This is a genomic window from Paragemmobacter kunshanensis (assembly GCF_011059185.1).
Lineage (GTDB): Bacteria > Pseudomonadota > Alphaproteobacteria > Rhodobacterales > Rhodobacteraceae > Paragemmobacter > Paragemmobacter kunshanensis.
In genome coordinates this window covers 1-18,071 of record NZ_JAALFE010000010.1, presented here as the reverse complement: position 1 = coordinate 18,071, position 18,071 = coordinate 1, and the positions used below count along the sequence as shown (strand labels likewise).

Here is an 18,071-nt window from a genome sequence, read left to right as displayed (position 1 = left end):
CCACAACGGCGAACATCAGGAAATCGCGCAGTCCTTCGGCGATATCTTCCGGCGTCATGCTTCTTCTCCGTGCATCAGGTTCCATTGGTGTTGGCGAAAGGCGGGGATCGTCATGCCAGCATCGGCGGCCATGCGAGCCACAGCGGCGTCAATCAGATCGTCCTTGCTGTGGGTGGCTTCCGGCTCGGATGCCGTGGTGCAGGCCCAGCACGTCGTGAAGCTGCGGGCGCTGTATCCGTAGTCATCGCGTGATGCGTCGATCAGATGCCGCTTGCCTTTGCAGACGGTGCAGAACCTGTCGGTGTCGTCGCGGTGGGGCATCGGTTCCTCCATTCGTTAGAGGAACAATACTAGGAAATTTCCCAATCGCAAGCGGAAATTTTGGAAACTTCTTTAGTGACGATCCGCGCGCCCTATGTCACCTTCCAAACTTGGAAGGGGGTGAAGCGTGAACATCAAATTTGAGAAGGATGAGTTTGCAGCCATCATTCAACGGCTGTCCAGGGCGAACAGGTTGGCTTTGTTTTCAGAGATCGTTTCGGCGCTTAGTTCGGCAAGAGTGCGCGCGCCATTGTCAGAATGCGCGCCCGATCAATTTCCGGCAAAAGCCCGAAAACCTCAACAAGCTGGCGATTAAGTTCAATATCGCTTGGTTCTGAAACAAGGGCTGAAAGCGGAACGCCCAAGCCTTCCACGGCGATCTTGTGGAGGGTGTCCACGCGCGGGTTTTGGCTCTTGCCCTTCATGATGTCGTAGATGGCCGTTTGGTTCACCCCGGCGCGCTTGGCGAGTTCGAAGGGGTTAGTCCCCCGCTCCTCCATCAGCGCGCTAAGGTTCCGGGCCACGATAGACATGATCTGCGTCCGCTCCATGGGATAGGATTTATCCTTTCCCAACCTAAGCCTTCAACGCGGAAATTTCCAGTTGCAAGTAGTCAAGAAATTTCCTAACTTGGCCTCATGCAGCACACACACCCACAACATCTTGACCTTTTGGCTATCGTGGAAGCGTTCATCGCTTCATCTGGTATGTCAAAAAGTTCGTTTGGCATGGCAGCGATGGGCGACCCTTGCTTTGTGGACCAGTTGCGCGATGGCCGAGAGCCTCGCCGCCGGACCATCAAGCGGGTGATGGAGTTCATCGCCACTGGCGAACGCTACGACGCAAGCAAGCACTCCCTGCGCAACAAAGACAAGCGCGAGGTGGCAGCATGAGCGGCTGGACATACTCAACCGCCGTATACTGTTTTGGCGAAGGCCCCGGCCAGCCCGTCAAGTTGGGCGTGTCGGAGTGCATCGTCAATCGCTTCCAGATGATCCGCACCCACACATGGCGTGACATGCGCCCGTTTTGGGCATGGTGGGGGGACGAGGTGCACGAGCGCGCGCTTAAGGACCGCTTTGCGGACCGCCGCATTCGTAATGAGTGGTTCGCGGACCCGGACGACGAAATCAAAACACTCCTTCCATGGAACCTGCCTGCTGACGGCGTAGCGTGGCCGATCAAGATGCAAGTGCAGCAAGAACTCCGCAAGAAACGGTGTAACAGCTTCCCCGGATATCGGCCTAGCTACAGCATCACGCACGAAAAGCAGTTTCAGCACATTGACGCCTCGCTGCGCGACGAAATCACCGCATACGTTGGCGCTTTGGGCATCACCTTGACGGATGCTGATTTTGCCCCGCGCGATGGGCGCGAAATCGAGGCCGCCTTGAATGGGGTGGCCGCATGAGCCAAACATTCCGTTCCACACCTTCCCCCGCGCCCGTGCCGTCTCCCGATGGCATCGCCTCCTCCCTGCTTGGTGGCGCGGCAACTCCCCCGGCATCCATGGCAGCGATGCCGGGGGCTTTTCTTCTCGGTGCATCATGATGTGGCAAGAGCGCGGCAAAGACGCTTCTGGCTCTGACACATGGGTAGGCACCACCTGCGGCCAGACGTTCCTGATCACCCGCCATCCGGCGCGCGGCGTCGATCTGTGGCGTATCCCCGGCAAGGAACTGGTGTCCATCGGGTTCAAGTCGGTTGAAGCCGCCAAGGAATACGTTGGGAGGGCTTTCGGATGATCGAGCCAACCGACCGATCAGAGCAAAGGCCGCGCGTCATCTGTCGATGCGATGATTGCGGGCATAGCGAATACCAAAACTGCGATTACGAGCGGCAATCAGGCGGCGCTTGGAAGCCGAACGAGGGACAGGTGATCCACCGGCTTACCAAGAACGGATGGACGCACATCAAGGGCAAGCTGCGCTGCATGGCTTGCAGCGTAAAGCGCAAAGCGGAGAAACCTGAAATGACTGAGAATGTGACGCCGCTTCGCCAGCCGACGCGGGAACAGAAGCGCCAGATCATTGAACTTCTCGGTGAGGTTTATGACACCACCATTGAGCGGTATCGGGGCGCTGAAAGCGATGTGACGGTGGCGGAAGCCATCGGCGGCGGATGCATGTTCGGGTGGGTTGCTGAGATCCGCGAGGAACTTTTTGGCCCGGACGGGCGGAACGAAGAACTGGACGCCCTGCGCGCTGATATTTCGGTGTGGCAGGAAACTTCCGGTGAACTTCTGACAAAGGCGCATGCCGCCATCAGGGCGGTTGAGGATCACGGTGAAAGGGCCAAGGATTTCCAACGCCGCATGGATGCGCTCCTGAAGGCTGCGGGGCCGCGCGGGAAGGCCATCGCATGATGACCCTCAAGCAACAGCGGGATTATCTGTCCAAGCGGTATTTCCGCCTCGTCAAGATCGGGGATCGGGCCGGGGCCAAAGAGGTTGCCGAACAGCTTCGCCAGATCGTCGCGCAAATCCTGCGGGGTGCGTGATGGCTTGGCTGTTTCTCTTGGCTTTCTTTGCAAGCGCGTTAGTGGCGGGAATTTTCGGCGGCTTGCCGATGTTGGCGCTTTGCTGCGTGTCTTTCGCGGCTGGCGCTTGGTTCGCCGCATGGAGGATCTCCGGATGAAACGCGAGGCCCCCATCCAGCGCGCCATCGTGCAATGGCTGCGCGCCCAGCATCCGGCTTGGATCGTTCACCACTGCCGCAATGAAATCAACAAGAGCGGCAAGGCCATTGCCCGCGAACTGGCCGAGGCCAAGCAGAACGGCGCAATAACGGGCTGGCCGGATCTGATCGTGCTGCCGCCTTCGCATGTCGGGCCGATCTTCTTCGAGGTGAAGGCCGAGGGCAATTACCCCACCGACGCGCAGCGCCGCGTTCACGATCAGCTTCGCGGGCTGGGGTATCGCGTGGGCATCGTCCGCTCTGTGGATGACGTAAAGCAGCGCCTGGCCGATTGGGGCATCTGGTTCAATCGGGGGGCGGCATGACATACGTTCTCAGCCCCGAAGCCATCGCCGCGTGTCAGTCTGTATTCGTGCAGCACAAAAACACGGCTCTGCTGATCGTGGATGCCGTGTCGGAACAGACGGGCATTCCCGCCAAGCGCATTCTCAGCCCGCGCCGCGATGCCGCCACATGCCGCGCTCGCCAGATCGTCATGTATGAGGCCCGCCAAGCTGGGCTTTCCCTGATGCAGATCGGGGACGCATTGGGCCGTGATCATACCAGCGTCATGCACGGCATCCGCGCTGAAAAGAAGCGGAGGGGCGCATGACGCGCGTTCCGTATTTCAACTTTTACCCCGCCGATTTTATGAACGGTGTGCGCGGCCTGACGGCGCAGGAAGTCGGCGTCTACACCATGATCCTGTGCCGCATCTACGAAGAAAGCGGCCCTGTCGAATATCACCCGCGCCGCCTGTCAACATACTGCGGAATGCGCGAAGCAACCTTCGCGTCGGTGGTAGAAAAGCTGGTTGATCTGGACAAGCTGCAACTGGTTGACGGGATGCTTTCCAACCGCCGCGCAGAGGGTGAAATTGCAAAGCGTGCGGACGGTTTGAAAATTGCATCCAAGGCGGGAAAAGCAAGCGCCGAAAAAAGGCAACAAAATCAACGGCAGGACGCAACGCCCGTTCAACAGGCGTTCAACCATACAGATACAGATACAGATAAGTATTCCGTAGCTAAAGCTACGGAGGCTGATTGCCTCGATGCGACTGCGGATTTGTCCAAGGATTTGTTTGAACGTGGCGTGAAGTTTCTGAGCCGCCACGGCATCGGAGAACAGAAAGCCCGCAGCATCATCGGCAAGTGGCGCAAGGATCACCCGGACGCTGAAATCATCAGCGCATTCATGGACTGCGCCAAGAGCGGGGCGATTGATCCCATTCCTTGGATCACGGCCCGCCTGATCCCGCCGCAGCGTTTCGTCCCTGACTTTTCAAAATACGGGGTTACCCAATGAACCTTCGCCAAGCCGAAATCGCCAAGATGCTTGCCCAATGGCTGGAAAGCTACACGCCTCCCCGCAGCATGGCTGGCAATGCAGAGGCGTTGCAGCGCGAGAGCGAAAGGCTTCTTAGCGTCCTCACCAAGTTCGCGCCGCAGGACGGTTACAACGGATGGGTTTCGTCGGTTCTTGAGCAATGCTCATACCAGATGAAAACCCGCGCTTGGCCGACAGTCGGGGAATTGGGCGCGGCCTGTTCTAATGCCAGAAAGGCCATGAAGCCGAGCGAAAAGCCCGCCGCATTTGTGCTGGACGTTCACGAGTTGAACGCCAACCGGATGAAGGCCGGGGAAGCTGTGGGCGAGGGGTATCTGTATGGCCGCGAGGCTGTCGAGATCATCGCGCGTGGCCTGATTGATCAGGAAACCATGACGAAGTATCGCAGCGCCGCTTTTTTTCGCCGCAAGGACATTCACGGCGAGGAAGCTGCATTGGCTTGGGAAGCCGAGGCAAAGCAGCGCCATGAGGATGCCAAGACGGCCCGCAAGCAACGGGTGGCAGCATGACGCGCGATGAACTGGACGCCGCAGTCCTTGGCCGCATTTCCGAAAGCCCATGCATCATGGCCGATCTGATCGCCGCATCTGGTGTGAGGAAAAACCTGATCAACGCTTCGCTGCAACGCCTGTTCAAGCGGAACGCCATCAGCAAGGCCAGGCACAACCGCAACACCAACAGGTATTACATCGGTGAAACGGCCCCGAAAGAAAAGGACGCCGTTCTGGAGGCCCGCCCGGTTCGCGTCCATGCAATCCCTGTGAAGCGCGTTGTTGTCCGCCCGTTCAGCATCGCCGGGGAAGACGGGAAAGCGTTCACCGTCACCCTTCCCGCCGCCCCTTGGTAGATCCGCGCATGACTGAGCGTGTCCTGAAAGCTTTCTGGCATCGTGGCCGCAGAATGGCCGTCGCCTGGACAACCGCCGAACTGGAACGCCGGACAGGGCTTTGCTTCGAGCGGCTGAATGTCGAACTGCGCACCCTGTCACGCAAGGGCTGGGCAACAGGACACAAGGCCAACCACCGATACGACAGGGCAACATGGGAACTCACCCCCGCAGGCAAAGCAGAGGCCGAGCAGATCATCCGCTCCGAAGCCATCGCAAGGAGCGCGTGATGACCTGGCTCATAGCTTGCGAATATTCAGGCCGCGTCCGGGATGCCATGCTTGCCATAGGGATCGACGCGGTATCCTGCGACTTGCTGCCCACCGAAGTGGACGGCCCGCATATTCAAGGCGACGTGACGGAGCAACTGCAACGCCGCTGGGCTGGTGTCATCGCTCACCCCCCATGCACGAGGCTTTGCAACTCGGGCGTCCGCTGGCTGCACGAGCGGAACCTGTGGGATGATCTGAAACAGGCGATTGCATTCTTCCAGGCTTGCCAGCGCGCCAACGCGCCGCGCGTGGCCGTGGAAAACCCCGTGATGCACAAGTATGCCCGTGACGTGGTTGGGCCTGCGTCTTTCAGCGTCCAGCCTTGGCAGTTTGGTGACGACGCGAAGAAGCGCACATGCTTCTGGACGCGCGGGCTTCCTGCGCTGCGGCCAACATCGGCGCTGGACGGTTCAACCGCCGTTGCAGAGGTTCACACCGCCAGCCCCGGCCCGGATCGCTGGAAAGAGCGTTCCAGAACATACCCCGGCATCGCCCAAGCCATCGCAAGCCAGTGGGGCAATTACACCGATCTTCTGACGGAGGCCGCTTAGTATGCAGGCAAGCCAGCAAGCAACGCAGCACAAGCGAGCGCCGTGCGATCATCGGCACCGCGCCGCTTCATTTGCACGATGGAATTGGCCGAAACGCCAAGAAGCCGCCCGCACTCTGCATCAGAGCGCGCCCGGCCTTGGGCTTGCATATCGGCAAGCCATTGACAGAAGCGTTGGGCTGTCATGCGGTGGTGGACGCTACAGCAGCAGCTTTCAGCGCGCGCAATTCCGTAGTGGTGCGGATACGCCCCTCGGCATCGCGGGGCAGAGCGGCACGGGCGTTGTAGTAAGCCAGCCATGCTGCGTTTGGGCAGGCAATGCCATCAACAGACACAAGGCCAGCGGCGGCACGGCGGGCTTGAGCAGCGGCGATCAGATCAAGAGCGTTCATGGCGGTCTCCATTTGCTATTCCACGAATATACAACTTACTTGTATGATATGCAAGGGGTGAAATGATGACACACTGGGGCGATATCACCGCAGAAGCCCGCAAGCGGCTTACCCCCGTGGACACGCAACTCCTGCGCCAGTTCGCGGCCAGAGAGCGCCAGCCATACGATCAGGTGCTTCTTCCGCTGCTGCTGGAAGCCGCCGCAGACGAAATCGACGGATACCGCGCCCGCGAGACTGCCGAGCGCGAATTGATCCAACACAGGCTGCAACGCGCGGCTGAAATGCGCAGAGGGGAAGCGATATGAACCGCGAGGAAGAACTGATCGCCGAAAACGAAGCGCTGCGGGTGCAGTTGCGGGAAATGGCGCTAGACGTGCTTGCCGCATCTGGACAGGCACAAGAGGCATATGAGGCGCAGCTTGCAGCGGAGGCCAAAGCCGACAGATTGCGCGCAGAGGCCGAAAAGATCGCCGCACAGCGCGATGAGGCGATTTCGCGGGTGATGCAGGCCGATGATCAAAGGCGTTCCGATGCGGCGGCCTTATATGGGTGGATCACGTATTTCCGCGATCAGCTTGAAATCGCCAACCGAGAAATCGCCCGCATCCGTTCCGACAGGCAAAAGGAGCAGCAACCATGAAACTCACTGATCGCCAGAAGGCCGATCTCGCCAAGCAGGAACGCCGCCTAGGCCCCACCACAGGCGCATCCAAAGGCAGCAAGCCAGCACCGCCCGCAACCCTGAAAGTCAGGCCGGGAAAAACAAAAGTCCGCGTGAAGTGGGAGAAGAGGTTCTGATGACACTCTGGGCCGCATACACCCGCCGCGAATTCGACGCCCAAGAGGAATGCGAAGCCTTGGGCATCACCTGCTATGCACCTAGGCGCGTAGACGTGCGCCGCAGCGGAAAGAAACGACGGGCAGAGGCCGTCATTGGGCCTGCCTGGCCGGGGTATGTGTTCATTGAGGCAAGCTCCGAAGAATGGCACTATTTCAAGGCCAGCAAGCACATCAAGACGATGATGGGCATAGGGGAAAAGGAGGCGAAGATGGTCCGCGCGCTTATCGAAAGCGTTGAGGCGGAATTCAACAAGCGCATGGCGCAGATAGACGCAGGCGAGAGGCTTTCCGAGTATCGCCCCGGCGAATTGCTTGAAATTGTCTTAGGGCCGTTCGCGGGCCAGCTAGCCCGCTTCAAGCGCATTGCCGAAGGTGCTATGTTCCCCGAAGTGGTGGCGGAAACGGAACTCATGGGCCAGGTGGTGACGATCAAGCTGGATCCGCTGGCGGCAAGAAAGGCGGTGGCGTGATGCAGATCGAAGAGGGCAAGGTTTATGTGACGCGGGACGGGAAGTTTCACGCTGGCCCCATGATGAAAGTGGCAAGCGCTGATGCGTGGGTTTTGGAGCGCTACCCGTTCATGTGTTCGAAGACGAGATTGGCTGTCCGTGCTGATGGTAGGTGGCGGCATTGGCCTGATACCGAAGATCATGAATTGGACTTGGTGTCTGAATTGCCCACCGCCCCTTGATTATCCCGCAACCATCGGTATACTGCGCCCATTGCCTGCACCAGCCCTAGGCGGCGGTCAGGTGCGCGGCCCCGGCTGAAATAGCGTCGGGCGCAAAGTCCTAAGCTTTTCCAAACACATCGCGAGGCCGTCATGGCATCTGTCTATGTCACGTTGGGCCGCACAGGCCCCGCCGCAAACGGGCAATCTCTCGCCTATTACGGCCAAACCCGCAGCGAGGTTATCACATCGTCCGGCACCTCTGCCGCTGGCGGTCTCCCCGCATTCGAGGGCGAAGTCGCGCAAGTGTTCTGCGCCTCAGCCGTCTATGTCCGCAGCGGTGCAACCGTCACCCCCGCAACCGGCCTTTACGTCCCGGCTGGCATTCCCACCTATATCGGCATGGTCGCAGGCGAAACCCTGCGCGTGATTGATGTCTGAGGAAAAAAAATCCAAAAAAATGCTGCGGGGTTGTGCTGGTATCCCCGGCCCCGGACGGCCCAAGGGTATGCCGAACAAGACAACCGCGCTTCTCAAGGACGCAATCCTGCAAGCGGCGGAAAAGGCAGGCGGCGAGGGAGGCATGGTGGCCTATCTGACGCAGCAGGCAGAGGACAACCCCGGCCCGTTCATGGCCCTGCTGGGCAAGGTGCTGCCCATCCAGACGATGCACGGCAGCGATCCCGACAACCCGCTTCCCGGCGTCATCACGCTCAACATCGTAAAGCCGGATGGCGCAGCTTGATATACCAGCTGTATTCGCGCCCCTTCTACAGCCTGCGCGATACAAGGGTGCATATGGTGGCCGGGGTTCTGGCAAGTCGCATTTCTTCGCGGGCTATGCCGTCGCACTCATGGCGACAAAGCCGAATTTCCGCGTGGTCTGCGTCCGCGAAATCCAGAACAGCATCAAGGACAGCGTCAAGCAACTGATCGAGGACAAGATTGCCCAACTCGGGCTGTCTGCCTTCTTCACTATCACCGATCAGGAAATCCGGGGCCGCAACGGTTCGCTCTGCATCTTTCGTGGCCTGCAAAACCACACAGCCGCAAGCATCAAGTCTCTGGAGGGCTTTGATGTGGCATGGATTGAGGAAGCGCAGACGATCAGCCAGATGAGCCTGGATCTGCTCACCCCGACAATCCGCAAGGACGGCAGCGAAATTTGGGCAAGCTGGAACCCGGTTAGCGAGACGGATCCGATTGACGCCATGCTGCGCGGCGACGAACGGGACAACGCCGTTGTGGTGCTGGCGAACTGGAGCGACAACCCGTATTTTCCCGAAGCCCTGCGCGAGGACATGAACCGCGACAGGGAACGCAACCCGGACAAGTATGCCCATGTTTGGGAAGGCAAGTATCAGTCGCTTTCGGAAGCCCGCATCTTCCGCAACTGGCGCGTGGGCGAGGTTGAGCCGCCCGCCCGCGTGATCTGGTATGGCGGCGTTGACTTCGGCTTTGCCAACGATCCCACAGCGGCTTTGCGGTGCTGCCTGATCGAGAATAAGACGCTGTATGTTGATCACGAGGCTTTCGAGGTGGGTGTTCCTACCGACGCCCTGCCTGTGTTCCTCGCCCGCATTCCTGAGTTGCACAAGTGGCCGTGCAACGCTGACAGCGCCCGGCCTGAGACGATAGACTATCTGCAACGCCACGGCTTCCCCCGCATGAGGGGCGCGCGCAAGGGCAAAGGTTCGATAGAGGACGGCATCAGCTTCTTGCAGGGCCTGGATATCGTGGTGAACCCGCGCTGCATTAACCTGATCCGGGAACTCGGATCATACGCCTATGAGATCGACAAGCGCACCGGGGCCATCCTGCCCGTCCCCGAGGACGCCAATAACCACGGGATCGACGCCCTGCGTTATGCCGTGGAGCGCCTGCACCGCAAGGGCAAGCTGATCCCGATGGACGTTGTGCTGGACGATGACCTCTTGCAGCGCCCGCCGGATTACCGCGCCGAAGCCCGAGAACCTGACGACTGGAAGGTTGTTTGATGCTTGAACTCGCCCAACTCAAAAGCATGGCGGAACGGGCAACCGATCTGACCAGCGACGCGCGCGAGGCTTCGGAGCGTGATCGGGATTACTACGACGGGTTCCAATGGACTGCCGAGGAAGAGGCAATCCTGAAAAAGCGCAAACAGCCCATCATCACAGTCAACCGCATCAAGCGGAAGATCGACGCGATGATCGGCATTGAGCAGCGTGGCCGTGTCGATCCCGTCGCCTATCCGCGCAATCCGCAGGACGAAGAAGCCGCCGATCTGGCAACCAAGGCGCTGCGGTTTGTCGAGGAAACCCAGCGCGTGGACGTGAAGCGATCCAACGCCTTCGAGAACCTGATTGTGGAAGGCTACGGCGGCGTTGAAGTCATCGCCGAGGAATACAACGGGCAACTCGATGTTTGCGTGAAGCGCCTGCGGTGGGAGGAAATCTTTTTCGATCCCCACAGCCGGGAAAAGGATTTCTCGGATGCGGCCTATCTTGGCGTCCTGAAATGGATGAGCTTGGACGCGGCGATGGAATACGCCAGCCAGTTCTATCAGGGCGACGATCTGGAAGCCATTCTTGACACCGGGGCCGATGGCACGGCTGGCGAGACATACGAGGACAGGCCGCAGCGTGAAGGCATGGCATGGGCCGACAAGCGGCTTCGCCGTGTCCGCGTGGCGCAGATGTATTACAAGCGCGGCGGGCAATGGCATCTGGCGATCTTCACCGGGAAGGGCGAACTCTACAACGACGTGTCGCCGTATATCGAGGACGGCAAGCCAGCCTGCCCGATTATCCTCATGTCGGGCTATGTGGATCGTGAAAACCGCCGCTATGGCGTGGTGCGCGATATGATCTCCATGCAGGACGAGATCAACAAGCGCCGTTCCAAGCTGTTGAACGCGCTGAACAATCGTCAGACTATGGGCATGAAAGGCGCGGTGAACGTCGCTGAGGTAAAGCGGCAACTGGCGATGCCGGACGGGCATGTGGAAGTCGATCCGGCTGCATTCGATCCAGAAACGGGCATGAAGCCTTTCGAGATCATCCCCACAACTGACATGACGATGGGGCAGTTCAACCTGCTGCAAGAGGCCAAGCAGGAAATCGACATGTTGGGGCCGAATGCGTCGCTTCTCGGCCAGTTGTCCGGGCAGCAATCCGGGCGGGCAATCATGGCGCAGCAACAGGCCGGATTGGCCGAACTTGCGCCGATTTACGACAGCCTGCGCGACTGGACGGAACGGGTCTATCGGGCCATCTGGCACCGCATCAAGCAATTCTGGCAAGAACCGCGCTGGATCCGCGTCACGGATGACGAGGCGGCGGCGCAGTTCGTCGGCGTCAACCAGATGGTGATGGGGCCTTATGGGCCGCAGATGATGAACCCGATTGCCGAGATTGACGTGGATATCCTCGTGGATCAGGCCCCGGATTATGCCTCTCTGCGGGCGGAACAGTTTGACAAGCTGGCCGATCTGGCGGCGAAGGGTGTGCAAATCCCGCCTGACGTGCTGATCGACGTGGCCGACATTCGCGACAAGCGGAAGATCATGGAAAAGATGCAACCGCCGCCCGAGGCGCAGGCCATGCAAGCGCAGATGGCGCAGGCGCAGGCACAAATCGCGCAGCGTGGGGCTGTGGCCGAGATCGACAAGACGGAAGCCGAGGCAGAACGCGCAAGAGCGGCTGCGGCCAAGGACATGGCGTCCATCGGCAAAATGCAATTTGACGCGCGGATGGAAGTCGTGCGTCCGATGAATACCGCCGCCGGGTTCTAACGGGCGATCACCGCAGTTTGGACGGACAACCAAACCCCGCCGCCGGGGCAAGGGCGATGCGTAACTCACCACGACATGGGAGACGACACGATGAGCGATAAACTCGCATTCCTTGACGACGAACAACCCGAACCCGAGGCCGAAGTTTCCGAAGCTGTCGAAGCGGAAGAGATCGAGGCGGAAGGCGAAGGCCAGGGCGAACCAGAGGCCGCGCCGCCTGCGGCTGTCGAAGCGGAAAAGCCGGGCGCAATCCCCATCAGTGCGTTGCTGGACGAGCGGGAACGCCGCCAGAAGGCCGAGCGCGAGGCGGAAGAACTCCGTCAATGGCGCGCACAGATCGAAGCGAAACAGAAGGCGCAGCCCGCCCCGGATTTCTTCACGGATCCCGATCAGCGGCTGCAATACGAGCGAAACCAGTTTCAGGCGCAATTCACCGCCTTGAAGCTGCAACAGTCGCGGTTCCTCGCCGAACGAGATTTCGGCGCGGAAGAGGTGAAGGCGGCTTATGCCTACTTTGACCAGCATCCGCATCTTTCGCAGCAACTTCTGGAGCATCCGTCGCCGTTCCACGCGGCGGTGGAGTTCTACAAGCGCCAACGGGTGGCCGAGGAAATCGGCGCTGATCCCGAGGCGTGGAAGGCTTCTCAAATGGAAGCCATCAAGGAACAACTCCGCGCAGAGATCATGGCTGAACTTGGCGGAACCGCTCAGCCGAAACCCCGCCTTCCCGGTTCGCTGGCGTCCGCGCCTGCGGCTGGCAAGGCAGGTGAACCGCGCGCCAAAGGTTCAGCGTTTGACGCTGCCTTCGGTTCGTAACCGCATCAACCCCTACGGAGTGTAAGAGATGGCACAAACCTCTCTCAATACTGCCTCCCGCGTCGCAAAGTGGGATGCGCAGTTCTTCGCGGAATACGTCCGCGACAACCGCTTCCGCCCCTACATGGGCCGGAGCGATGGCAATGCCATGATGCCTATCGTGACGAAATACGAGCTTTCGGCGGGCGGCAAGACCATCAACATCCCCCTCATCACCCGGCTCAAGTCGGGCGGTGTGCAAGGCACCTCGCGCCTGTCCGGCAACGAGGAAGCCCTTGGCAACTTCAACAAGTCGATCACGGTGAACTGGAACCGTAACGGCGTGGTGATCGTGAAGCCCGACGAGCATTGGACCGAAATGGACCTGCGTCGCGCGGCACGGATGCAGCTGAAAACCTGGGCGGGCGAAAGCCTGCGCGACGACCTGATCTGCGGCTTCATGGCTGTCGACGGCACGTCGTTCCTGCAAGGCAAATCTGCCGATGCGGGCGGGCCGACGCTGACGCCGCTTGCCGCCTATCTGGCGCAGACGGAAGGCAACAAGAACTCGTTCCTTGCTGCCAACGCTGACCGCTATCTGTTCGGCGCGGCTGTGTCGAACAACAGTTCGAACAACCACGCCAACTCGCTTCTGAACATCGACACTTCGGCGGACAAAATGTCTGCTGGCATCGTGTCGCTTGCCAAGATGCGCGCGCAGGAAGCCGATCCGCACATTCGCCCGTTCAAGACGGATGACGCGGAAGGCCGTGAATGGTTCGTGATGTTCGTCGGTTCGCGTGGGTTCCGCGATCTCAAGCGGGACTCGTCCATCCTCGCAGCCAACCGGGAAGCCCGCCCGCGTGAAGTCGGATCCAACCCGATCTTCCAGGACGGCGACCTGATCTGGGACGGCGTGATCATCCGCGAAGTGCCGGAAATTCCCGTCGTTACGGGTGTCGGCGCTTCGACTTCGGATGTGTCGATGGCGGCTCTCTGCGGCGCTCAGGCTTTGGGCGTGGCTTGGGGCCAAGAACCGACTTCGCGGGTCAAGAAGGAAACCGACTACGACTTCGAATATGGCGTTGCCATCGAGGAGTGCCGTGGCGTTTCCAAGCTGATCTACAACGGCGTCCAGCACGGCATGGTGTCCGTCTGGTATAGCGCCCCGGCTGCGGTCTAAGGAGGATCAGATGCCTAACGCAACTCTCCGTTCCATCGTGAAGCTGGACACTCTGCAAGTGAAGGCAGAGCGCGCGGCCACGATCATCGACAGCACGGTTGAGGTGGGGACTTCGGTCGCCGCCGGGACTGAATACGTGTTTGTTCGCATTCCCTCAAATGCGCGCATTCACGGCCTGTCGCGCATTGCTGGCGACGTCCTGGACGCCACCGCGAACACCCCGACGCTTGATCTGGGGTTCAAGGCGGTTTCCTCGAACATCACCACCGATGATGACGCGCTGAACGACGGGATCGACCTGTCGGGATCTGCTTTCGATGTGCGCCTGATCAAGGATCACGCCAACTCGGGCAAGATGGCTTGGGAATTCGTTTCCGGCCAGACGTCCGATCCGGGCGGTTTCTTCGATCTGATCGCCACCACGAAGGATGCCGTTACCGCCGCTGGCGGGACGCTGACCCTGACGCTGGCCTATTCGGTTGACTGATAGCGACGGGGGCAGGGGAAACCTTGCCCCCTTCCACCATGGAGGGACGCCATGCGCGCCAAGTTTCTCAACAACGCAGCCGGAGATTGGAAGGGCATTGCTCTCTCGCCGTTCTGCGAGTTTGACGTGCCGGAACACCTGCGCGCCGTTGTGGCGGCAAACCCGAATTTCGAGGTTCTGACGGAAGAAAAGCCCGCAGAACTTTCAGAGGAAAAGCCCAAGCGGGGCCGTCCGCGCAAGGTGCAAGATGGCGACGCGGCTTGAAGTGATCGAGCGGGCCTTTCGCATCCTTGGCGTGAAAGCCGAGGATGAAGGGCTGACGGCTGATCAATATGCCAACGGCGGCGACGTGCTGGATAGCCTGTTTGCCGAGTTGGGCAATGAAGCCACGATTTCGTGGACGCTGGACACGACGCCCACCATGTCGTTTCAGCCGCTTGGCATGCTCTTGGCGGTGGAACTGGCCGGGGAATACAGCGTTCCGCGCCCGACAACGCGCGGGCTGGCTTGGCGCAGGCTGATGGCGACGATCCGCAGCGACAACCGCGAGGACGTGCGGGATCTGGACGATGACGGCGCGATTTCCGACGAGGAAGCCGACGCCGGGGCGCGGAGCCTGTATTACTGATGCAACTGCAATTCTTCGCCCCTGCCGCGCGTGATAGCGATAACATCGCGGCCAACCCGTCGCGGCTGGTGAATTGCTATCCCGAACCAATTGTTGCCGGGGGCAGGGCGCAATACGCGATCAAGTCTGTCTTGGGCTTGCAGCCGTTTTCCGCCCTTCCGGGCGTGTTTACGCGGGCGCTGTCAGAGGTGGACGGAAAGCTGTTTGCCGTGGCTGGCGAGGTATTGCAGGAAATCGCAGCGGATGGCGGATACCTCAGCCATGGGGCCATAGCGGACGACGAAAACACCACGATTGCCGGGAACAACGGCGATGTAACCGTGGTGGCGAACGGCGACTATTACCTGTGGGATGGAGTGAGCCTGACAAACCCGACGCCGGGGGCTTTCAGCGACTTCGGCAGCCATGATTACATCGGGAATTACACGGTTCTCACCGAGTTGAACGGGCGGCGGTTCCAGTGGAGCGACATTGCCGACGCAAGCGATCTGCCGGGGCTGAACTTCTCCACGGCAGATGGGCGCGATGACAACCTGATCCGGCCTTTCGCGATCAATGGCGTGTTGTATCTGTTCAAGGAAACATCGCACGAGGTTTGGTATCTGACGGGCGGGGCAGGGGCGGCTGCATTCGAGCGGCAAGCGGGCGGCGTGGTTGATGTTGGCTTGAAGTCACACAACCTGATTACCCGACTGCCGGGGGCGGCTTTTTTCGTCGGAGATGACAACCGCGCGCATATCGTGGCCGGGGCATTGCAGCCGATCAGCATTCCCCCCGTAGAGACGGCCATCAAGGACTGCCAGCCGCAGGCATGTTTCACCTATGAGGACGAGGGGCATACCTTCTGCGTCATCACGTTCCGGGATTGCCCGGCCTGGGTGTATGATCTGGCGACGGGCGAATGGCACGAGCGGGCGGAAGGGGTGACGCTGGAGGCTTGGTCCGCGACGTGTTCGGCCAAGTTTCGCGGGGAGTGGTATTGCGGGCGATCCGATGCGCAGTTGTTCCGGTTTGCCAAGATCGGCACGGATGACAACCAGCCCCTGATCCGAGAGGCGACAAGCAAGACGCTGTATCAGGACGGGCAGCGGTTCAACGTGGGGCAGATCGAACTCTTCCCCCGGCAGGGCTTTCAATCGGCCACGCTGGAACTTGAGATAAGCCGGGATGGCGGCTTGACATGGACGCCTCCGAAAACGCGCCAGATTGGCCCTGTGGGCAACTACGCGGGGCGGGTGATCTGGCGGAACCTTGGGCAGTGTCGGCAGATCACGGCGCGGGTGCGGTTTAGCGAGGCGCAGCGGTTTACCACCGGATACTCCGGATCGTCGCGCAATTTCTTGTATAGCGCGATAGAGTGGCTTTTCAGGCCCACCATCGTCTGGTTCGCGCCAAAGTTCGTCACCTGCGCGGCGGAATGCCATGTCGTGCCCGAGGTCAGCTCATCCCTCTCGATCAGAACGACGTCGGTCCATCCCTCCTGGGTGAGATGATAAAGCGTCGAGCAACCGGCGATGCCGCCGCCGATGACAACTACTTTGGTACGGGATTTCATGAGACGCCTCCGATGCAATTGCACAAACTAAGGAAGGCAACTCAGCTGCGCCGCAACGGTCAGTGTGGGGTTTATCAAAATATCGGAACAGATTTGTGATGTAGTGATAAGAACGTGGAATGGTTTGCGCCCCTCCGCGGACCTGCGCGGATCTCACGTCCTGCCACTATCGTTGTCGCGGGAAGTCGCGCTGTCAGGAAACCAGCCTGAAGCTGTCCGTCAGCCAGGGGTTGCTTTTGTGAAGTGGCGCCAGGGCATGTTCAAGGATCAGGCTGCGCAGCTTGCTGTCGACAAGATCAACCAGCGAGCGCGAGCAGTCCGGGGTGCTGACAATCGCCAGCGTGCGGGAAAACGTCTTGCCGGGAAAACGGTGCATGCGCAGCTTTGCATGAAATCTCTTGGCCCGCGAGAAGTGCAGGGGCGTGGTAATGGTCCATCCGGCGCCGGCCGCGACCATCGCCATCAGCGTCTGGTGGCTGCTGCATTCAAACCTGTGGGGCGCCGACACGCCGATGCGGCGCAGTTGCGATTCGATCTGCTGCGCGATCATCAGGTTACTGGAAAAGCGCAGGAACGGCAGCTTCGTGCGCCCCTCCATGATCTCGGTCAGGGATCGGTCGTCAACCAGGGGAAGGACCAGAACAAACGGATCGCGTAGCAGGGGGCGGTCCACAAGGTCGCGTATGGTTTCGCTTGGCGTGGTCGTGACGCCCAGGTCAAGTTGCCGGTCGCGCAACATGCGGATGACCGAATGGCTGGAGTCGGTATGATACAGAAAATCGCAGACGGGCATTTTGGCCGACAGGAATACAGCCAGGTCGGGCGTGATATCGCTGTCAAAATCCTCGATCGTGCCGATCCTGAGGAAACTTGCCTCGGATATGCTGCCGGCCGAGGCCTCGGCCTTGGCCCTGCGGATTGCATGAAGCGCCTCTTCTATGTTGCGCAGAAAAGCCATGCCCTTTGGCGTCAGCACCATGGGACGCCGGGCATGATTGAACAGCTCGACGCCCAGATGATCCTCCAGACTGCGCAAATGATACGAGACAGTGCTGATCGTCAGGCCCGACTCCTCTGCTGCGGCCTGAAGCGATCCCTTCTGCGCGCAGATCTGAAACAGTTCCAGCCATTTGAGGTTAACGGGTAAACCCCCGCCAGAGCCATGCCGGTCAGAAAGCGTAGGGCAATCGCACCCTCTGGCCCCAAAAAGGGCAGTGCTGCATTGGCCAGTGCAGCCAGCACCGCTGATGCAGTCATCAGCCGGTGCATGGAGATAATGTCGGGCAGGTTGACAAGCGATGCGCCGATTGCCCCCACGACGAAACCGACCTGCACAGCATTGGTCATCCATGCCGCCTGTGACGCTGACAGATTCCATTCTACGATCAATGCGGGCATGATCGCGGTTGCCGAAAACCATGTTGCAAGCACGCCGACAACACCGGTGCAGATGATTGCCAGTATCCGCCAACGCAAGACGGCCTGTGGCGCGGTGGTCATGTCAAAGCCCTTTCAGCTGCATCCGGTAAATCTCGCCCCTCTTTCACCGACATTCCCCAAGTGGCCTGCCGCTTGACTTCAAGATCGCCTGATTTTGCTCGCTGGGCAAGCGTTCTTCGCCCCGAGCGGTGTCTGTCGTCGCGCAAACGGCCGAAGTCGGGTGGATCAAGCCTCGAACCCGCAGCATTCTGG

33 protein-coding genes and 1 pseudogene are annotated in these 18,071 nt (G+C 60.1%); 26 read left to right on the top strand and 8 right to left on the bottom strand.

Annotation, left to right across the window (positions count from 1 at the left end; all coding sequences use genetic code 11):
• Positions 1–54: 54 nt before the first annotated feature.
• Complete coding sequence (locus tag G5V65_RS11285; RefSeq protein ID WP_165050072.1) at positions 55–321, bottom strand: hypothetical protein; 267 nt, start codon at positions 319–321, stop codon at positions 55–57.
• A gap of 224 nt (positions 322–545) precedes the next feature.
• On the bottom strand, positions 546–854 hold the full coding sequence (locus G5V65_RS11280) for a helix-turn-helix domain-containing protein (protein WP_165050070.1): 309 nt from the start codon (positions 852–854) through the stop codon (positions 546–548).
• Between the two features lie 105 nt (positions 855–959).
• Here G5V65_RS11280 and G5V65_RS11275 point away from each other — a divergent pair, with 105 nt between their 5' ends.
• The 12 genes from G5V65_RS11275 (at position 960) to G5V65_RS11220 (ending at position 6,052) form a co-directional block, all read left to right on the top strand.
• A complete protein-coding gene (locus tag G5V65_RS11275; protein WP_165050009.1) occupies positions 960–1,214 on the top strand; it encodes a hypothetical protein in 255 nt (84 codons plus the stop codon).
• Complete coding sequence (locus G5V65_RS11270) at positions 1,211–1,732, top strand: hypothetical protein (RefSeq protein ID WP_165050068.1); 522 nt, start codon at positions 1,211–1,213, stop codon at positions 1,730–1,732. The genes G5V65_RS11275 and G5V65_RS11270 overlap by 4 nt, the downstream gene beginning before the upstream one ends.
• A gap of 136 nt (positions 1,733–1,868) precedes the next feature.
• Entirely contained in the window at positions 1,869–2,066 is a 198-nt protein-coding gene (locus G5V65_RS11265; protein ID WP_165050065.1) for a hypothetical protein, read from the top strand.
• Positions 2,063–2,686, top strand: coding sequence for a hypothetical protein (locus G5V65_RS11260; protein ID WP_165050063.1), 624 nt, complete (start codon positions 2,063–2,065; stop codon positions 2,684–2,686). The genes G5V65_RS11265 and G5V65_RS11260 overlap by 4 nt, the downstream gene beginning before the upstream one ends.
• Positions 2,683–2,820, top strand: a complete 138-nt coding sequence (locus G5V65_RS11255; protein WP_165050061.1) for a hypothetical protein — start codon at positions 2,683–2,685, stop codon at positions 2,818–2,820. Before G5V65_RS11260 ends, G5V65_RS11255 begins: the two co-directional genes overlap by 4 nt.
• Before the next feature lie 133 nt (positions 2,821–2,953).
• On the top strand, positions 2,954–3,322 hold the full coding sequence (locus G5V65_RS11250) for a VRR-NUC domain-containing protein (RefSeq protein ID WP_241250537.1): 369 nt from the start codon (positions 2,954–2,956) through the stop codon (positions 3,320–3,322).
• Positions 3,319–3,609 carry a helix-turn-helix domain-containing protein gene (locus G5V65_RS11245; RefSeq protein WP_165050057.1) on the top strand — a complete coding sequence of 97 codons (291 nt, stop codon included), beginning with the start codon at positions 3,319–3,321 and terminating at the stop codon, positions 3,607–3,609. Before G5V65_RS11250 ends, G5V65_RS11245 begins: the two co-directional genes overlap by 4 nt.
• Positions 3,606–4,301 carry a DUF1376 domain-containing protein gene (locus tag G5V65_RS11240; RefSeq protein ID WP_165050054.1) on the top strand — a complete coding sequence of 232 codons (696 nt, stop codon included), beginning with the start codon at positions 3,606–3,608 and terminating at the stop codon, positions 4,299–4,301. Before G5V65_RS11245 ends, G5V65_RS11240 begins: the two co-directional genes overlap by 4 nt.
• Positions 4,298–4,852, top strand: coding sequence for a hypothetical protein (locus G5V65_RS11235; RefSeq protein ID WP_165050052.1), 555 nt, complete (start codon positions 4,298–4,300; stop codon positions 4,850–4,852). The genes G5V65_RS11240 and G5V65_RS11235 overlap by 4 nt, the downstream gene beginning before the upstream one ends.
• A complete protein-coding gene (locus G5V65_RS11230) occupies positions 4,849–5,190 on the top strand; it encodes a hypothetical protein (protein WP_165050050.1) in 342 nt (113 codons plus the stop codon). Before G5V65_RS11235 ends, G5V65_RS11230 begins: the two co-directional genes overlap by 4 nt.
• A gap of 53 nt (positions 5,191–5,243) precedes the next feature.
• On the top strand, positions 5,244–5,459 hold the full coding sequence (locus G5V65_RS11225; protein WP_165050048.1) for a hypothetical protein: 216 nt from the start codon (positions 5,244–5,246) through the stop codon (positions 5,457–5,459).
• Positions 5,459–6,052 (top strand): hypothetical protein, encoded by a 594-nt coding sequence (locus G5V65_RS11220; protein ID WP_165050046.1) that lies wholly within the window; start codon positions 5,459–5,461, stop codon positions 6,050–6,052. The genes G5V65_RS11225 and G5V65_RS11220 overlap by 1 nt, the downstream gene beginning before the upstream one ends.
• 181 nt (positions 6,053–6,233) lie before the next feature.
• On the opposite strand, the gene G5V65_RS11215 is transcribed toward G5V65_RS11220, so the two are convergent.
• Positions 6,234–6,455 (bottom strand): hypothetical protein, encoded by a 222-nt coding sequence (locus tag G5V65_RS11215; protein ID WP_165050044.1) that lies wholly within the window; start codon positions 6,453–6,455, stop codon positions 6,234–6,236.
• Positions 6,456–6,508: 53 nt separating this feature from the next.
• Here G5V65_RS11215 and G5V65_RS11210 point away from each other — a divergent pair, with 53 nt between their 5' ends.
• From G5V65_RS11210 to G5V65_RS11145, 14 genes are all read left to right on the top strand, one after another.
• Positions 6,509–6,751, top strand: a complete 243-nt coding sequence (locus G5V65_RS11210) for a hypothetical protein (protein ID WP_165050042.1) — start codon at positions 6,509–6,511, stop codon at positions 6,749–6,751.
• A complete protein-coding gene (locus tag G5V65_RS11205) occupies positions 6,748–7,086 on the top strand; it encodes a hypothetical protein (RefSeq protein ID WP_165050040.1) in 339 nt (112 codons plus the stop codon). The genes G5V65_RS11210 and G5V65_RS11205 overlap by 4 nt, the downstream gene beginning before the upstream one ends.
• Positions 7,083–7,244 (top strand): hypothetical protein, encoded by a 162-nt coding sequence (locus G5V65_RS11200; protein ID WP_165050038.1) that lies wholly within the window; start codon positions 7,083–7,085, stop codon positions 7,242–7,244. Before G5V65_RS11205 ends, G5V65_RS11200 begins: the two co-directional genes overlap by 4 nt.
• Complete coding sequence (gene nusG / locus G5V65_RS11195; RefSeq protein WP_165050036.1) at positions 7,244–7,756, top strand: transcription termination/antitermination protein NusG; 513 nt, start codon at positions 7,244–7,246, stop codon at positions 7,754–7,756. The genes G5V65_RS11200 and nusG overlap by 1 nt, the downstream gene beginning before the upstream one ends.
• A complete protein-coding gene (locus G5V65_RS11190; RefSeq protein ID WP_165050034.1) occupies positions 7,756–7,977 on the top strand; it encodes a hypothetical protein in 222 nt (73 codons plus the stop codon). The genes nusG and G5V65_RS11190 overlap by 1 nt, the downstream gene beginning before the upstream one ends.
• Before the next feature lie 132 nt (positions 7,978–8,109).
• Positions 8,110–8,397, top strand: a complete 288-nt coding sequence (locus tag G5V65_RS11185) for a hypothetical protein (RefSeq protein WP_165050032.1) — start codon at positions 8,110–8,112, stop codon at positions 8,395–8,397.
• 67 nt (positions 8,398–8,464) lie between these two features.
• Positions 8,465–8,701: a hypothetical protein gene (locus G5V65_RS11180; protein ID WP_206526776.1), complete on the top strand. Its 237-nt coding sequence runs from the start codon at positions 8,465–8,467 to the stop codon at positions 8,699–8,701.
• Complete coding sequence (locus G5V65_RS11175; RefSeq protein WP_165050030.1) at positions 8,688–9,953, top strand: PBSX family phage terminase large subunit; 1,266 nt, start codon at positions 8,688–8,690, stop codon at positions 9,951–9,953. Before G5V65_RS11180 ends, G5V65_RS11175 begins: the two co-directional genes overlap by 14 nt.
• On the top strand, positions 9,953–11,731 hold the full coding sequence (locus G5V65_RS11170; protein WP_165050027.1) for a portal protein: 1,779 nt from the start codon (positions 9,953–9,955) through the stop codon (positions 11,729–11,731). Before G5V65_RS11175 ends, G5V65_RS11170 begins: the two co-directional genes overlap by 1 nt.
• Before the next feature lie 75 nt (positions 11,732–11,806).
• Positions 11,807–12,547, top strand: coding sequence for a hypothetical protein (locus tag G5V65_RS11165; protein WP_165050025.1), 741 nt, complete (start codon positions 11,807–11,809; stop codon positions 12,545–12,547).
• Positions 12,548–12,575: 28 nt separating this feature from the next.
• Positions 12,576–13,709 carry a phage capsid family protein gene (locus tag G5V65_RS11160; RefSeq protein WP_165050023.1) on the top strand — a complete coding sequence of 378 codons (1,134 nt, stop codon included), beginning with the start codon at positions 12,576–12,578 and terminating at the stop codon, positions 13,707–13,709.
• A 10-nt stretch (positions 13,710–13,719) separates the two neighbouring features.
• Positions 13,720–14,196, top strand: a complete 477-nt coding sequence (locus tag G5V65_RS11155) for a hypothetical protein (RefSeq protein WP_165050021.1) — start codon at positions 13,720–13,722, stop codon at positions 14,194–14,196.
• Positions 14,197–14,247: 51 nt separating this feature from the next.
• Positions 14,248–14,460 carry a hypothetical protein gene (locus tag G5V65_RS11150; protein ID WP_165050019.1) on the top strand — a complete coding sequence of 71 codons (213 nt, stop codon included), beginning with the start codon at positions 14,248–14,250 and terminating at the stop codon, positions 14,458–14,460.
• Positions 14,444–14,824: a hypothetical protein gene (locus tag G5V65_RS11145; protein ID WP_165050017.1), complete on the top strand. Its 381-nt coding sequence runs from the start codon at positions 14,444–14,446 to the stop codon at positions 14,822–14,824. Before G5V65_RS11150 ends, G5V65_RS11145 begins: the two co-directional genes overlap by 17 nt.
• A 182-nt stretch (positions 14,825–15,006) precedes the next feature.
• On the opposite strand, the gene G5V65_RS11140 is transcribed toward G5V65_RS11145, so the two are convergent.
• From G5V65_RS11140 to G5V65_RS22100, 5 genes and pseudogenes are all read right to left on the bottom strand, one after another.
• Positions 15,007–15,231 carry a hypothetical protein gene (locus tag G5V65_RS11140; RefSeq protein ID WP_165050015.1) on the bottom strand — a complete coding sequence of 75 codons (225 nt, stop codon included), beginning with the start codon at positions 15,229–15,231 and terminating at the stop codon, positions 15,007–15,009.
• Between the two features lie 902 nt (positions 15,232–16,133).
• Positions 16,134–16,379 (bottom strand): annotated as a pseudogene (locus G5V65_RS11135) (NAD(P)/FAD-dependent oxidoreductase); the annotation flags it as partial.
• A 193-nt stretch (positions 16,380–16,572) separates the two neighbouring features.
• Complete coding sequence (locus tag G5V65_RS11130) at positions 16,573–17,505, bottom strand: LysR family transcriptional regulator (RefSeq protein ID WP_241250542.1); 933 nt, start codon at positions 17,503–17,505, stop codon at positions 16,573–16,575.
• A complete protein-coding gene (locus tag G5V65_RS22410) occupies positions 17,439–17,879 on the bottom strand; it encodes a YbfB/YjiJ family MFS transporter (RefSeq protein ID WP_241250536.1) in 441 nt (146 codons plus the stop codon). Before G5V65_RS22410 ends, G5V65_RS11130 begins: the two co-directional genes overlap by 67 nt.
• On the bottom strand, positions 17,876–18,071 hold a 196-nt coding region (locus G5V65_RS22100; RefSeq protein WP_206526775.1), incomplete at its 5' end, for a hypothetical protein. The genes G5V65_RS22410 and G5V65_RS22100, both read right to left, overlap by 4 nt.